Below are 12,309 nucleotides of genomic sequence, written 5' to 3'. Positions count from 1 at the left end.
CCCCCTCACCCCGCCCCCCTCACCCCGCCGACCGGACCGTCCCCGTCACCTCGCCGAGCCCCACCCGGGTCCCGTGCGGACCCGGCGCCCACGCGGTGAGGGTCACCGTGTCGCCGTCCTCCAGGAAGGTCCGGGTGCCGCCGGGGACGTCGAGCGGGTCGCGGCCGTTCCAGGTCAGCTCCAGGAGCGAGCCGCGCTGGTGCGGCTCGGGCCCGCTCACCGTGCCGGAGCCGTAGAGGTCACCGGTACGCAGCGAGGCACCGTTCACCGTCATCTGTGCCAGCTGCTGGGCGGCCGTCCAGTACATGGTGGAGAAGGGCGGCTCGGCCACCAGCTTGCCGTTGATCTCCACGGAGATCCGCAGGTCGATGCCGCCCGGCTCCTCCTCTTCCGCGTCGTCGAGGTACGGCAGCAGGTCGGCGTCCCGGGCGGGCGGGGGCGTGCGGGCCGCGTCCAGCGCCTCCAGCGGGGTCACCCACGCGGAGACCGAGGTGGCGAAGGACTTGCCGAGGAACGGGCCGAGCGGGACGTACTCCCACGCCTGGATGTCCCGCGCCGACCAGTCGTTGAGCAGCTGGACCCCGAAGACGTGCTCGCGGAAGTCGGCCAGCGGCACCGCCGTGCCCCGCGTGGACGGCACGCCCACCACGAAGCCGACCTCGGCCTCGATGTCCAGCTTCACCGAGGGGCCGAAGACCGGCGCCGGGTCGGTGGGCGCCTTGCGCTGCCCCGAGGGGCGCACCACGTCCGTTCCCGAGACGACGACCGTGCCGGCCCTGCCGTGGTAACCGATCGGCAGATGCTTCCAGTTGGGCGTCAGCGCGGCACCGTCCGGGCGGAAGATCCGGCCGACGTTGGTGGCGTGGTGCTCACTGGCGTAGAAGTCGACGTAGTCGGCGACCTCGTACGGCAGATGGAGCGTCACCGCGTCGAGCGGGTGGAGCAGCGGCTCCAGTTCGGCGCGGTGCGAGGGAACGGTGAGCCAGCCGGTGAGCGCCCGCCGTACGTCCCGCCACGCGGTGCGCCCGGCCGCGAGCAGCGGCATCAGGCCGGGCTGCGCCAGCAGTCCGGCGTACGGGGAGCCCAGGGCGTGGGCCGCCGCCCCGGCGTCCAGTACGTGCGAGCCGATCCGGACGCCGACCCGCCGTCCGGCGGCGGGGTCGCCGGGGACGGAGAACACGCCGTACGGGAGGTTGTGCGGGCCGAAGGGGTCGCCCTCGTCGGTGTCGAGAGGGCTGCTCTGTCCGGGCATGGGGTGCTGCCTTCCAGTCGCTGTGCGGGACACGTTACGTCGGTGCGTACGGACCGTGTCCGCACGCGGACCTCGTACCCGAAGAAGCCTGTCCGGAAAGCGACCTGTGTGTGACGAGCCGTCAGCCCGCTGTTCGTGGAACGCGCTTCTCCCAGGTGCGGTGGAAGACGATCTCGTCGCCGTCCCGGCAGACCACCTCGTCCCAGGTGACGAAGTGCGTCGCGTCCGCGCCGGTCTCCGAGCGGGTCGTGACCTCCGTCCGCCAGGCCGCCTCCGGACGGTGCAGCCGGACCGTCCGGTCCGACCGGGCCCGCGCCGACAGCGGATCGTCCTGCTGGATCGTGAAGGTGTCGAGGGCGTCCTCGGTGATCTCCAGCCCGTCCGGTCGGAAGCGGGTGCCGCCGGGGCGGGGGTCGGCTTCCAGCCGCCATTCGCCCCGGGCGAGGTCCCGGACGATCCGCCGTTCCGGCGGATCCCCGTCCAGGGTGGCGGGGACGGCCTCACCGAGCGGCTCGGCCTGCTCGGGCTCTCCGAAGACGGGCTCTCCGAAGACGGGGGCGGGGTCCTCGGTGGGTCTGCGGACCGGGAGTTCCACCAGGCTGCCGTCCGCGTCGAGGGTGAACCCCGCCGAGTCGGCCTGCGGCCAGACCCACGGCCAGTACGAGGAGGAGACGGCCAGCCGGATGCGGTGGCCGGGCGCGAAGGCGTGCCCGATGCCGCCGAGTTCGAAGGTGACGTCCTCGGTCGTGCCGGGCGGCCAGTCCTCGGCACGGTCGCGGCCGTGGCGCCCGGCCAGATTGAGGGCGCCCCGGGTGACGAGGGTGGAGGAGCCGTCCGGTGCCACGTCGCAGAGGCGGGCGACGACCTGGCCGCGCGGTACCGCCAGGGTCAGCCGCAGCCGTACCCGGGGACGGCCCAGGATCTCGACCGGCGCCCCCTCCACGGGGAACTCGAAGGCGACCGACTTGGCGTCCTCGTCGCGCTGGTCGGGCGGCAGGTCGGCGTCGTTCCCGCACGGCGAGATCCGGCCCGCGTCCAGCCCGGTCTGCTGCGGCGAGCGGACGATCCGCTCACCGCCCCGCAGGGCGTACGTCACCGCGGTGATGTTCGCCGAGGGCCAGGAGGCGTCCCCGGCCCAGCGCCCCGGCAGCGTCTCGTACCGGGTGGCGGGCGGGTGGGAGCCGCTGATCCAGGACCGCAGCAGCGGCTCGCTCATCACCCCCGTCTCTTTCTCCTTCAGGTGCTGGTCCCACCAGCGCAGCGTCTCCTGGAGGAAGCCGATGGACGGACCGGGCGGCCGGCCCCGGTCCGGGTACTGGTGCGGCCAGGGCCCGATCAGCCCGCGGACCCGGGACGGGTCAAGGTGTTCCACGAGCCGCAGCACGGTGTCCCGGTACGGGTCGTGCCAGCCGCCCACCGCGAGGACGGCCGCCCGGATCGCGCCGTACTCCTCGCGGACACTGCCGTGCGACCAGTAGGCGTCCCGGGTCTGATGGGCCAGCCAGGTGTGGACGAGCGGGTCGAGCGACTCCAGCCGGTCCAGCCACATCGCTTTCCAGCCATCTCCGACGATCTCCGGATCCGGCGGTTCGGCCGCCGCGGCCAGCAGCCCGGCGGCCCGGGCGTGCAGGTCCGAGGAGACCGAGCCGCCCCAGTACGGACCGCCGTTGTCGTACCCGTCGTCCGTGGAGCACACCGCGACGACCGCCCGCAGCGCGTCCGGGGCCGCCGCCGCGAGCCGGAGCGAGACGGCACCGCCCCAGGAGATGCCGAACATCCCGACCCGGCCCGAGCACCACTCCCGCTGCGCCAGCCAGTGGATGACCGCCACCCCGTCGGCCACCCCGGCGTCGCCGTACGCGTCGCCCGGCAGACCCCCGCTGTTGCCGTGGCCCCGCACGTCCACCCGTACCGAGGCGTAGCCGTGCCCCGCGTACCAGGGGTGCCGCTGCCGGTCGCGGGGTCCGGTGCCGTCGCCGAGCCGGTGGGGGAGGTACTCCAGCAGCGCGGGGACCGGCTCCTCGGTGACGGGCCGCCACACACGCGCGTACAGGGAGGTGCCGTCGGCGAGCGGGACGCGGACGTCCTCGCGGACGGTCTCGTACGGGAACTCGGTCCGGATGTGCATGGCGTACCTCGGTGGACGGGGCCGGAGGCCCGGGCGACCGGCGGTCTTTGTACGGTGCGACAAAACGGCAACTCGTGATCGTATGAGCCGATCCCGAACATACCGGCGGTGGCGGGAAGCCGCCCACGGTGATCCAAAGGGGACCGGATACGCTGGCATGAGTGAAGACAGCCGACAGATCGACATTCGTGTGATCGTCAGCAGACAGGAGACCCTCTCGTGACCGTCGTCGGGCCGTTCGGGCTGCGCGTGCGGGACCAGGCTCTTGAGGCCGAGGTCCAGACCGGCCTGGCCGCTGTCGAGGCCGGGCTTCTCGAGGCCACCAAGAGCGACGTCCCCTTCATCACGGAGGCCGCGCAGCACCTGGTCCGGGCCGGAGGCAAACGGTTCCGGCCCCTGCTGGTGATGCTGGCGTCCCAGTTCGGCGACTCCGACGCCCCCGGTGTCGTGCCCTCCGCCGTCGTGGTCGAACTGACCCACCTCGCGACGCTGTACCACGACGACGTGATGGACGAGGCCGAGGTCCGCCGGGGCGTGGACAGCGCCAACTCCCGCTGGGGCAACTCCGTCGCCCTGCTCACCGGCGACTTCCTCTTCGCCCGCGCCTCGCACATCCTCTCCGACCTCGGTCCGGAGGCCGTCCGCATCCAGGCCGAAGCCTTCGAGCGGCTGGTCACCGGACAGATCCTGGAGACGGTCGGCCCGCGGGAGGGCCGCGACCCGGTCGACCACTACATGGACGTCCTCAGCGGCAAGACCGGCTCCCTGATGGCCGTCTCCGGACGGTTCGGCGCCCTCATGTCCGGCGCCGACGAACGGACCGTCGACGTCCTCACCCAGTACGGCGAACGGCTCGGCGTCGCCTTCCAGCTCGCCGACGACGTCCTCGACATCGCCTCCGACTCCCACGAGTCCGGCAAGACCCCCGGCACCGACCTGCGCGAGGGCATCGCCACCCTGCCCGTCCTGCTGCTCCGCGCCCAGGCCGCCGCGGACGGCAAGCCGGACGACCTGGAGCTGGTGGAGCTGCTCGACGGCGACCTCGCCGACGACGCCCGCCTCGCCGAGGCGCTGCGCCGGCTGCGCGTCCACCCGGCGCTGGAGCAGGCCCGCCGCGACACCATCCGGTACGCCGAGGAGGCCAGGGCGGCCCTCAACCCGCTGCCCGACTGCTACGCCAAGTCGGCGCTCGCCGAACTGTGCGACCTCGTGGTGCACCGGGCGGGCTGACGGCCCGTCCGGCGCGCCCCGCCCCCGGACCTGGCGGTCTCCGGCCGACCCGTAGGGGTTGGCGTACCTCCGGTGGAGTGACGTCATACCCGAGCCGTACGCGGAGTTGATTCCGCGGGCTGACGCGTGAGTTCCCCCGATGAGGTCAGATGGAGAACAACCACTCCTCCTGACTCCATCGGGTGAGAAAGCGCGGCAGGGAGTGGACGAACGCGACCGCAATGACGGAAGCCGCCGACCACGGAGGTAGGGCACACACATGGCACCCATCGACAGCGCGGACACCCTCGGCGAGGCCGTCGGCGACCCCGACGGCCACCCCGGCGCCGGGACCACGCGCGCCGACCGGATCCGCCGCAAGGCATCACGCACCGTCGTCCCCGTCGCGGTGGCGGGAATCGCCGCCGCCACCATCGGACTCGTCCCCGCCCTCGCCGACAGCGGCGACCCGGACCTGCCGAAGATCACCGCGCAGCAACTCGTCGAGAAGATCGCCGCCTCGGACACCCAGCGGCTCTCCGGCACGGTGAAGATCACCACCGACCTCGGCATCCCCTCGCTCGGTGGCCTCGCCGGCTCCCTCGCCCAGGGCACGGGAGCCTCCGGGAGCAGCGCCGCACCGGAGGACCGGCTGACCGAACTGGCCTCGGGCACCCACACCCTGAAGGTCGCTGCCGACGGCCCCGACAAGCAGCGGCTGACGATCCTCGGCAACTCCTCCGAGTACAGCCTCATCCACGACGCGGACCAGGTCTGGGCCTACGACAGCGGGTCCGACGAGGTCTTCCACGCGAAGACCGGCACCTTGGGCCATGAGCACACCGGCGGTGAGGACACCGGTCGCGGGGACGCCGCGGAGGGCACGCCCCGGCAGTTCGCCGAGGAGGCGCTGAAGGCGGTCGGCGACACCACGTCGGTCACCGTCGACGGCACCGTGCGGGTGGCCGGGCGCGACGCGTACCAGCTGCTCGTCGAGCCGAAGCAGTCCGGCTCCACCGTCGGTTCCGTACGGATCGCGGTGGACGCGGACAACGGCGTGCCGCTGCGGTTCACCCTGAGCCCCAGCTCCGGCGGGAAGGCCGCCGTCAACGTCGGCTTCACCCAGGTGGACTTCGGCAAGCCCGCCGCCTCGACCTTCGACTTCACCCCGCCCAAGGGCGCCAAGGTGACCGAGGCCGAGGACGCCGCGGGCCAGGAGGCGGCCGGCAAGGACGGCGGACCGCTCGCGGACCTGCTGCCCGGCGGGCTCGGCGATCTGGGCGGCCTCGGTGAACCGGACGGCACCGACGGCACCGACGCCGGAGGGAGCGCCGGGAACACGAAGACGCTGGGGGAGGGCTGGACCACGATCCTGCGGGCCGAGGTGCCCGGCGGTGAGGGACTGACGTCGGCGAAGGAGAGCTCTTCGCTGCTGGACGCCTTCGGCGACAAGGCCACGGGGAAGTTCGGCTCCGGCACGGTCTTCAGCACGCGCCTGGTGAACGCACTCATCACCGATCAGGGCAAGGTCTACGTCGGCGCGGTGACCCGGGACGCCCTCGTGCGGGCGGCGAACGCCGACAGTTAGGACACGCTCCAGACGGTGTCAGGAGCCGGTCGGCCGGGTGTCCCGACGGGGCCGGGCCGATCGGCTCCGGGCCGTCCGTACCGTCGGCCGGCCGAGCCGTCCCCCGATCGGCTCGTCGCGGCACGAACGGCACGAACGGTGCGAACAGCGGAGTCGACACGGTACGTTCCGTTTCCGCCTCGCTCATGTTCGACTTTTGGCGACGACCTGTCAACAAGGAGTGGCCAGGAGCGTCCTATGCTCACGGAATGAGCGGATTGCCGAGTTCTGTGCGACGCAGCGAACGGTCCCGACGCGCGATCCTGGCGGCGGCGCTGGAGCTCTGCACCGAGAGGGGCTACGGGCGGGTGACGGTGGAGGCCATCGCCGCCCGGGCCGGTGTCAGCAAGAAGACGATCTACCGGTGGTGGCCGGCGAAGAGCGGCATCCTCATGGAGATCTTCACCGACGTCCTGTCCGACGCGGCCCCGTTCGCCGACACCGGTGACATCGAGGCCGATCTGCGACGACACATCGGACTGGCGGTACGGCTTCTCGGCACACCCCCGTACGGACCGGCGTACGCGGGCATACTCTCCGAGCTCCACCACGACGCGGACCTCGCGCGGGACCTCGCCGAGCGGGTCGTCGACCCGCGGGTCGATCTGGCGGTCGCCCTGCTCGCCCGGGCCCAGGAGCGCGGCCAGATCCCGGCGGACGCCGATCCGCGGCTGATGGTGGAGCTGCTCTACGGCCCGGTCTACTACCGCCACGTCCTGCGCAAGCCGCCCCAGGACGAGGCGACGATCGCCGCGCTGGTCGCCGTGGTGCTGCGGGGTCCGGGCGCGGTGGCAGGCGTCGAGGCGGGCGAGGGGGCGGGCGTCGAGGTGGGCGCGGGCCTCGCCTGAGGGCGGGTTGCGCGGGGCCTCGCCCGATGCTTGGCACCCGGGCCGCCGGGGCCGTCCGGTGGGCCACCCCGACGCCGCGCACTCCGAGGGGCTTCGGTCGAAGTGGCCTCTCCGGGCGGGGCGTTCAGTCGAAGAGGCGCTCCAGTACCACCGCTATGCCGTCCTCGGTGTGCGCCAGGGTGACCTCGTCGGCGGCGGCCTTCAGCTCGGCATGGGCGTTGCCCATCGCCACCCCGTGCCCGACCAGTCCGAACATGGGCAGGTCGTTGGGCATGTCGCCGAAGGCGATGGCGTCCGCCGGGTCCAGGTCCAGGAGCTCCGCCGCCACCGCGAGTCCGGTGCCCTTGTGCACGCCGTAGGGGGCGAGTTCGACCGTGCCGGGGCCGGCCATGGTGACCGTCGCCAGATCGCCGACGGCGGCACGGCCGAGAGCGGCGAGCTCGTCGTCGGTCAGCTCCGGGTGGCGCACCATCACCTTGATGACGGGTTCCGCCCAGAGGTCGTCACGGCGCCCGACCCGCTGGGCGGGGAGTGTCGGGTGCGGCATCCGGTAGCCGGGCTCGATCAGGGTCAGACCCGCCGGGCCGTCCTGGTCGACGGCGGCGAAGACCGGGCCCGCCTCCGCCTCGATCTTGCCCAGCGCCATGTCGGCCAGCTCCCGGTCCAGGGGGACCGAGTGGAGCATCCGGGCCGAGTCGGCGTCGTACACCTGGGTGCCCTGCCCGCAGACGACCGGGCCGCGGTAGTCCAGCTCCGCGAGGAGGGCGCGTATGCCCGGCACCGCCCGGCCGGTGACGATCATGTGCCGGGCGCCGGCCGAGGCCGCGCGCCGGAGGGCGGCGTGCGTGCGGGGGCTCACGGAGTCGTCGGGCAGCAGCAGGGTGCCGTCCAGGTCCGTGGCGACGAGGGTGTGCGCGACCCGGGTGTACGCGGGCGCGGGTGACGAATGCATGGTTCCAGCGTAGGGAGATCGGCTTTTCGCCGGACGGCTCTGACCTGGGGCGACGGTCAGCTTCCCGCCGCCGCGGCGGGGTGGACGGGCAGCGGGGGCGGCGGAAAGCGGTGATCTCGGGTGAATGGCCCCGGTACGCGCCGTGGGGGAAGCGCGTACCGGGGCGGACCGGAATCCCCGCCTCCTGTGCGCGGTACCGGTCGGACGCCCGTACGAGACGCGGGCAGGGCGGCCCGAGGGGCGCGCGTGCGGGAGGGGTCCGTGCGGGAGGGGATACCGCACGCGCGCCGCGGGGGAAGCGGTGCGTCGGTGGGGCCGGGGCCGAGGGGGATTTCGGCGGAACCGCCGAGGAGGGGGGTGCCCTTGGTCTGCCCGGGAGGGGACGGGGGCGAACCGGTGAGGGTTTGCCGAAACGATCCTTCGACGCCCGTTCGGCCCAGCGGGACTGCGGTGTGAGGCGGCCGAGCGGGGCTGGGGCGGCGGAACGGCGGAGTGAGGCGGCCCAGGGGGGCGGGACCGCGCCCGCCTCCGTCGCGCCCCGTCACCCCCGGGGTGCGGCCGCCTCCGCCCCGCCGCAGAGCAGCGCCAGGTACCCCAGCACCCGGGCCGGCTCCGCCGCCGGGGCGACGAGCCCGAGGTGGTGGTCGGGACGGACCACCACCACGGTGCCGGTGCCGCCGGACTCGTACGCGGCGCGGGCACGGCCCTCGTGGTCGACCACACCGGCCGGGCCGGCGCCCGGGGCCTCGTCCGGCACCTCGTCCGGCACCTCGTCCGGGCCGTACACCCGGTGGACGCGGACGGCGTCGCCGTAGGTCTCCGCCGCCTCGCGGAGGACCGGCTCGCTCTCCGGGCCGAAGCCGAGGAGGACCGGGTGCGGCTCGGCGAAGAGGTGGTGCAGCCGGACCGGCGCCCCGGTCGCCGCCGACCGGCACGGTGCGTCCGGCGCCCGGTCCCCGGCGCGGGGCCCGGCTTCCGGGGCTCCGGCGGCGAGCGAACTCCACCGGTAGCCGGTGGACAGCCCGCTCGCCTCCCGGGCGGTTGCCGAGTCCAGCCCGCCGCCGGGGCGGCGGATCGCGGCCATCGTCTCCGCGAGCCGCTCCGAGGTGAAGTCCAGGGTCCAGGCGGCGACGGGCAGCCGCTCCTCCTCGTACGTGTCGAGCAGGGCCGGGGCCGCGAGGCCGGTCAGCACGTGGGCGAGCTTCCAGCCGAGATTGAAGGCGTCCTGGATGCCGGTGTTCATGCCCATCCCGCCCGCGATCGAGTGGACGTGCGCCGAGTCCCCGGCGAGCAGTACCCGGCCCTCCCGGAAGCGGTCGGCCATGCGGACGTTCACGCGGTAGGTGGAGAGCAGGGTCGCGCGGCGGAGCACCTCGCCGGGGAGCCCGGTGTGCCGGGTGAGGAGGCGGCGGAAGCCCTCCTCGGTCGGCGGCTGCGGCACCCCCGCCGCGTCCCGCTCGGGTCCCGCCTGGAACCACCAGCCCGCCCGGGTGCCGGGGATCGGGCAGAGCATCACGGCCCCGGTGGTGTCGAACCACTGGTGCCAGATGCCCCGGTCGAGCGCGTCCTCGTCGATCTCGACGTCGCCGCAGACCATCACCTGGTCGGCCTGTGTCTCGCCGGTGAAGGGAATGCCGAGCAGCTTGCGCACCGGGCTGTGCGCCCCGTCGCAGCCCACCACGTACCGGGCGGTGACCGTCCCGCCGTCGGCCAGGGTCGCGGTCGCGCCCGTGGCGTGCTGGTCGAGGCCGGTCAGCTCGGTGCCCAGCTCGACCTGCACGCCGTCCTTCGCCAGCCGGTCGCGGAGGATCTCCTCCAGCCGCCACTGGGCGATCAGCCGGGGCCAGTCGAAGGCGGTGGCGGGGAGCGGGGCGGGGTCGGCGTACGGGTCGAAGTCGGCGACCGGAACGTGGTCGCGGTACTTGCGCATGGGCAGCGGCAGCGACCCGGACGCCAGCACCTCCTCGGCCACTCCGAGGCTCGCCAGTACCTCCAACGACCGCAGGTTCGGCCCCTTCGCCCGTGAGCTGCGCGGAGGGGCGGCGGACTTGTCGATGATCCGTACGCCGACGCCCCGGCGCGCGAGGTCGCACGCCAGGGTCAGGCCGGTGGGGCCGGCGCCCACGATCAGTACGTCGGTGGTCATGGCTGCTCCTCGGGCAGGGATACGGGACACCCAAGGGAAACGCAACCAAGGAAATAATGCAACCGGGTAACTAATTTTCGGAGGGGGTCCCGGTGGCGGCCGTGATGCTCGTACCGATCGCGGTGGCCGGCGGAACCGCCGCCCCGGCCGCCCCGGCCGAGGCAGCCGAGGCGGCGAGCCGGAGCGCCTCCGCCCGGCCGTTGCGCGCCGTGCGCAGCGCGTCCCAGGTCAGCAGTGTCAGCGCCACCCACACCAGCGCGAACCCGGCCCAGCGCTCCGGCGGCATCTCCTCGTGGAAGTACGCCACCCCCAGGGCGAACTGGAAGACCGGCGCCAGGTACTGCAGGAGGCCCAGCGTCGACAGCGGCACCCGGATCGCCGCCGCCCCGAAGGCGATCAGCGGGATCGCCGTCACCAGGCCGGTCGACGCGAGCAGCAGTCCGTGTCCGGCGCCCCCGCCGGCGGTGAAGGTGGTCTCTCCGCGCGCGCCGAGCCAGATCAGGAAGCCGAGGGCGGGCACGAAGAGGATCGCGGTCTCGGCGGCCAGCGACTCCAGGCCGCCCATGTTGACCTTCTTCTTCGCCAGGCCGTACGTCGCGAACGAGAAGGCCAGTGCCAGCGAGATCCATGGCGGGCGGCCGTACCCGATGGCGAGAACGAGCACGGCGGCCAGTCCGGTCGCCACCGCGATCCACTGGGCGGGCCGCAGGCGTTCGCCGAGGAGCAGCACGCCCATGGCTATGGTGACGAGCGGGTTGATGAAGTAGCCGAGGGACGCCTCGACCACGTGTCCGCTGTTCACGGCCCAGATGTACAGGCCCCAGTTGACCGTGATCACGGCCGCGGCGACGGTGATCAGGGCGAGCTTGTGCGGCTGGCGGACCAGCTCGCCGATCCACGCCCAGCGCTTCAGTACGAACAGGGCGACGCCGACCACGGCCAGCGACCAGACCATCCGGTGGGCCAGGATCTCGGCCGCCCCGGACGGCTTCAGCAGCGGCCAGAAGAGGGGGACGAGACCCCACATCCCGTACGCGCCGATTCCGTGGAGCAGCCCTGCCCGCTGCTCGTCCTTCCCCTCCACGGGGCCTCCTTCACGCAGGTGCCGGCGCGGTCGCCGACGCCATGAAGGTAGCTCCGGAAGAGGGCCCGCGTCATTGCCGTATCACCGCGACGGTCATGACGCGGGCACCTTCCGGACGTGCGAGCCGCTTACGCGCCCCGCACGCGGCCCGTACGCGGGGGTGCGTCAGGCCGCGGCGACGGCTTCGGCGAGCGTCACGGCGAGCGGGGTGGTGGGGCGGCCGATGAGCCGGGCCAGGTCGCCGCTGGTGCCGGCGAGCAGGCCGCGCCCGATCGCCTCGTCCACGTCGACCAGGATCTCCGCGAAGCCCGCGGGCAGCCCGGCGCCGACCAGGATCTCCTGGTGCACGGCCGCCGGCACCTCGTTGTAGGTGATCTCCTTGCCGGTGGCCCGGGAGACCTCGGCCGCGTACTCCGCCAGCGACCAGGCGGTGTCCCCGCTCAGCTCGTACGCGGCGTTCAGGTGGCCCTCGCCGGTCAGTACGGCGGCAGCGGCGGCGGCGAAGTCGGCCCGGGACGCCAGGGCGATACGGCCCTCGCCCGCGTTGCCCACCACCGCGCCGTGCGCCAGGACCGGCGCGAGGTTGGCGGTGTAGTTCTCGGTGTACCAGCCGTTGCGCAGGAAGGTGTACGGAAGACCTGAGTCCAGGATCAGCTGCTCGGTCGCCTTGTGCTCGTCGGCCAGCAGGAAGTCGGCCGCGGGTCCGCCCAGCACGCCGGTGTACGCCAGCTGCGCGACCCCCGCCTCCTTCGCCGCGTCGATCACCGCGGTGTGCTGCGCCACGCGCTTGCCGACCTCGCTGCCGGAGATCAGCAGCACCCGGTCGCCGGCGTGGAAGACCGTCTTGAGCGTCTCGGGCCGGTCGTAGTCGGCGACCCGCAGCTCGACACCGAGCGCGGCGAGCGGGGCGGCCTTCGCCTCGTCGCGTACGACCGCGGCGATCCCGTCGGCCGGGACGGTGTCGAGCAGCTGCTCCACGACCAGGCGTCCGAGCTGTCCGGTGGCTCCGGTGACGACGATGCTCATGGGGTGGTTCTCCTTCGTATCGCACTGTCCCGTACGG

The 12,309-nt window shown here is 73.5% G+C and carries 9 protein-coding genes; 3 read left to right on the top strand and 6 right to left on the bottom strand.

The genetic code is table 11. The features are described 5' to 3' along the window. Positions 1 to 19 precede the first annotated feature (19 nt). Both fahA and OHA55_RS11480 read right to left on the bottom strand, forming a co-directional pair. Entirely contained in the window at positions 20 to 1,252 is a 1,233-nt protein-coding gene (fahA, locus tag OHA55_RS11485; RefSeq protein WP_266705380.1) for a fumarylacetoacetase, read from the bottom strand. A gap of 121 nt (positions 1,253 to 1,373) precedes the next feature. Beyond that, positions 1,374 to 3,380: a CocE/NonD family hydrolase gene (locus OHA55_RS11480; RefSeq protein ID WP_266705378.1), complete on the bottom strand. Its 2,007-nt coding sequence runs from the start codon at positions 3,378 to 3,380 to the stop codon at positions 1,374 to 1,376. A 219-nt stretch (positions 3,381 to 3,599) separates the two neighbouring features. Between OHA55_RS11480 and OHA55_RS11475 the strand changes: the two genes are divergently transcribed. The 3 genes from OHA55_RS11475 (at position 3,600) to OHA55_RS11465 (ending at position 7,064) form a co-directional block, all read left to right on the top strand. Beyond that, positions 3,600 to 4,610, top strand: coding sequence for a polyprenyl synthetase family protein (locus tag OHA55_RS11475; protein WP_266705376.1), 1,011 nt, complete (start codon positions 3,600 to 3,602; stop codon positions 4,608 to 4,610). A gap of 259 nt (positions 4,611 to 4,869) precedes the next feature. Next, the gene (locus OHA55_RS11470; protein ID WP_266705374.1) at positions 4,870 to 6,177 is read left to right on the top strand and encodes a DUF2092 domain-containing protein; all 1,308 of its coding nucleotides are present in this window, start codon (positions 4,870 to 4,872) and stop codon (positions 6,175 to 6,177) included. A gap of 248 nt (positions 6,178 to 6,425) precedes the next feature. Further along, positions 6,426 to 7,064, top strand: coding sequence for a TetR/AcrR family transcriptional regulator (locus OHA55_RS11465; protein ID WP_266705372.1), 639 nt, complete (start codon positions 6,426 to 6,428; stop codon positions 7,062 to 7,064). Positions 7,065 to 7,188: 124 nt separating this feature from the next. Here the strand turns inward: OHA55_RS11465 and OHA55_RS11460 are convergent, their stop codons facing one another. The 4 genes from OHA55_RS11460 to OHA55_RS11445 all read right to left on the bottom strand — a co-directional run bounded on the left by OHA55_RS11460 (position 7,189) and on the right by OHA55_RS11445 (position 12,272). Continuing rightward, positions 7,189 to 8,016: a Cof-type HAD-IIB family hydrolase gene (locus OHA55_RS11460; protein ID WP_266705370.1), complete on the bottom strand. Its 828-nt coding sequence runs from the start codon at positions 8,014 to 8,016 to the stop codon at positions 7,189 to 7,191. A gap of 541 nt (positions 8,017 to 8,557) precedes the next feature. Beyond that, positions 8,558 to 10,162, bottom strand: a complete 1,605-nt coding sequence (locus OHA55_RS11455; RefSeq protein WP_266705368.1) for an FAD-dependent monooxygenase — start codon at positions 10,160 to 10,162, stop codon at positions 8,558 to 8,560. Between the two features lie 70 nt (positions 10,163 to 10,232). After that, on the bottom strand, positions 10,233 to 11,246 hold the full coding sequence (gene rarD / locus OHA55_RS11450; RefSeq protein WP_266705366.1) for an EamA family transporter RarD: 1,014 nt from the start codon (positions 11,244 to 11,246) through the stop codon (positions 10,233 to 10,235). Between the two features lie 165 nt (positions 11,247 to 11,411). Further along, complete coding sequence (locus tag OHA55_RS11445) at positions 11,412 to 12,272, bottom strand: SDR family oxidoreductase (protein ID WP_266705364.1); 861 nt, start codon at positions 12,270 to 12,272, stop codon at positions 11,412 to 11,414. Positions 12,273 to 12,309: the final 37 nt, after the last annotated feature.

It is taken from the genome of Streptomyces sp. NBC_00102 (genome assembly GCF_026343115.1).
Taxonomy (GTDB): domain Bacteria; phylum Actinomycetota; class Actinomycetes; order Streptomycetales; family Streptomycetaceae; genus Streptomyces.
This window is presented reverse-complemented; position numbering and strand designations above follow the sequence as displayed.

What these genes read in the sequence shown, in the direction of transcription:
- OHA55_RS11445 (WP_266705364.1), bottom strand. Translation starts at nt 12,272, where the DNA reads ATGAGCATCGTCGTCACCGGAGCCACCGGACAGCTCGGACGCCTGGTC.
- OHA55_RS11455 (WP_266705368.1), bottom strand. Translation starts at nt 10,162, where the DNA reads ATGACCACCGACGTACTGATCGTGGGCGCCGGCCCCACCGGCCTGACC.
- OHA55_RS11480 (WP_266705378.1), bottom strand. Translation starts at nt 3,380, where the DNA reads ATGCACATCCGGACCGAGTTCCCGTACGAGACCGTCCGCGAGGACGTC.
- OHA55_RS11470 (WP_266705374.1), top strand. Translation starts at nt 4,870, where the DNA reads ATGGCACCCATCGACAGCGCGGACACCCTCGGCGAGGCCGTCGGCGAC.
- OHA55_RS11460 (WP_266705370.1), bottom strand. Translation starts at nt 8,016, where the DNA reads ATGCATTCGTCACCCGCGCCCGCGTACACCCGGGTCGCGCACACCCTC.
- fahA (WP_266705380.1), bottom strand. Translation starts at nt 1,252, where the DNA reads ATGCCCGGACAGAGCAGCCCTCTCGACACCGACGAGGGCGACCCCTTC.
- OHA55_RS11465 (WP_266705372.1), top strand. Translation starts at nt 6,426, where the DNA reads ATGAGCGGATTGCCGAGTTCTGTGCGACGCAGCGAACGGTCCCGACGC.